General features: G+C 47.1%; 1 protein-coding gene and 2 pseudogenes. All 3 read left to right on the forward strand.

Annotation, left to right across the window (positions count from 1 at the left end):
* Nucleotides 1–86, forward strand: a pseudogene (locus NHH16_RS15270) (glycine/sarcosine/betaine reductase complex selenoprotein A); the annotation flags it as partial.
* A gap of 72 nt (nt 87–158) precedes the next feature.
* Nucleotides 159–1,697 (forward strand): glycine/sarcosine/betaine reductase complex component C subunit beta, encoded by a 1,539-nt coding sequence (grdC, locus tag NHH16_RS15275; protein WP_262070455.1) that lies wholly within the window; start codon nt 159–161, stop codon nt 1,695–1,697.
* Between the two features lie 12 nt (nt 1,698–1,709).
* Nucleotides 1,710–2,001 (forward strand): annotated as a pseudogene (locus NHH16_RS15280) (glycine/sarcosine/betaine reductase complex component C subunit alpha); the annotation flags it as partial.

Raw genomic sequence — 2,001 nt, forward strand, 5'->3', positions numbered from 1 at the left:
AGATTAGTATGATGGAAATGGTTCTTGACATTGACGATATCGTGAATGAAATGAAGGCCATTCGTGACGAATACACGAAATACTAGAGAATCAGTCGGGGGATAGGGATAATAAAGAGCCCTATTCCCCTTAATTCTATCTCAGAAAGGTGATAAAAGATGAATAGTGTAATTAAGGGCACCAGCTACGTGCTGGTACATACACCAGATATGGTACTTCATAACGGAACCACTCAGACCACCGAGAGAATTGTGAATCCTGAGTCTGAATACTTGAAAGAAGTACCAAAGAACCTGCGAAGCTTCGAAGACGCAGTGAATTATTATCCGAATCAGACCTATATTGGAAACCTACATCCAGACGAACTAAGAGAAGTAGAGCTTCCTTGGTATAACAAAAAAATGGAAGGTGCAGACCGCTTTGGTAAGTTTGGGGAAATTATGCCTCAGGAAGAATTCTTACTCTTAGTTCAAGCTTCGGATATGTTCGAAGTGGTGCGCCTAGAGAAGGGATTTGTTGCCTCTCACAAAGAAGCCTTTATGGCCAATCCGATTATCTCCGAGGACATCAGCGCCAGAATTCACGAAGGCGTAGAGCTTTCGGAAATCGAGAACTTCGTGAATAACGAAGATGCTGAAGGCTTATATCACGATGGAAAACTAGTGGGCTGCGTAAAGCGAGCTCATGATATAGATAGCAACTTATCGGCTCACGTAATGCACGAGAACCTGATGAGTAAGGCTTCCAGCGTCTTAGCGCTTCTTTATGCCGTTAAGAACGCAGGAATCCGTAAAGAAGACGTTGACTACGTAGTGGACTGTGCGGAAGAAGCTTGTGGTGACATGAACCAAAGAGGTGGTGGTAACTTTGCCAAGGCTGCTGCAGAAGTGGCTGGTCTTGTAAATGCTACTGGATCGGACTTACGTGGCTTCTGTGCAGCACCGACGCATGCGGTAATCGAAGCGGCTGCCCTTGTGAAATCAGGGGCCTATAAGACAGTTATCGTGACTAGTGGTGGTTGTACCGCGAAGCTTGGTATGAACGGAAAAGATCACATTAAGAAAGAGATTCCGATTCTGGAGGACTGCTTAGGTGGCTTTGCTGTAGTGATTACGGAAAATGACGGCGTTAGCCCGGAAGTAAATCTTGACCTTCTTGGACGCCATAGCGTGGGAACAGGCTCAGCCCCTCAGGCAGTTATGACTGGCCTGGTAATCTCCGGTCTAGAAAAGGGCGGACTTAAGATTCTAGATATCGATAAGTACTCGCCAGAGATGCAAAACCCTGATATTACCGTACCAGCAGGTGCCGGTGATGTACCCCTTGCTAACTACAAGATGATCGGTGCTCTTGCTGCTAAGCGCGGGGAGATGACTCCGAAAGACTTAAATGACTTCGTTAAAAACCACGGGATGATCGGCTGGGCTCCTACTCAGGGACATATCCCATCGGGTGTACCTTATATCGGCTTTGGACTTGAAGACATAAAAGCCGGCAAGGTAAATAAAGCGATGATTATCGGTAAAGGAAGCTTGTTCCTTGGCCGAATGACCAACCTATTTGACGGCGTATCCTTTATTATGCAGCCTAATAGCGGCGAGACAGAGGGCGGCAGCTTTGATAAAGCGGAAGTGAAACAACTAATCGCCGAAGCCTTAAAGGACTTCGCGCAAAACATGCTAGACAAAGCAGAGTAGAGGAGGCGCAAAATGGCTAAGAATTTAAATGAATTAGTAGCGTCCACCTTTCTCGAGATCGCGGAAGGTATCGAAAGCGGGAGCTTCGCTGCCAAACCGAAGATTGCTCTAACAGGCATGGGTAGTGAACACGGTGAAGCCAATGCGATCGCTGGAGCTCAGGCGGCAGCGAAGACGGGAATCGATGTGTACTATATCGGGACGTTAGAAGCAGAAGGCGTAACCACAATCCACGTGGCTGATGAAGAGGAAGGCCATAAGAAGATGGAAGAGCTACTGGATAAGAAGGAAGTGGACGGGGCAG

It is taken from the genome of Ohessyouella blattaphilus (genome assembly GCF_024721265.1).
Taxonomy (GTDB): Bacteria; Bacillota; Clostridia; order Lachnospirales; family Lachnospiraceae; genus Aequitasia; species Aequitasia blattaphilus_A.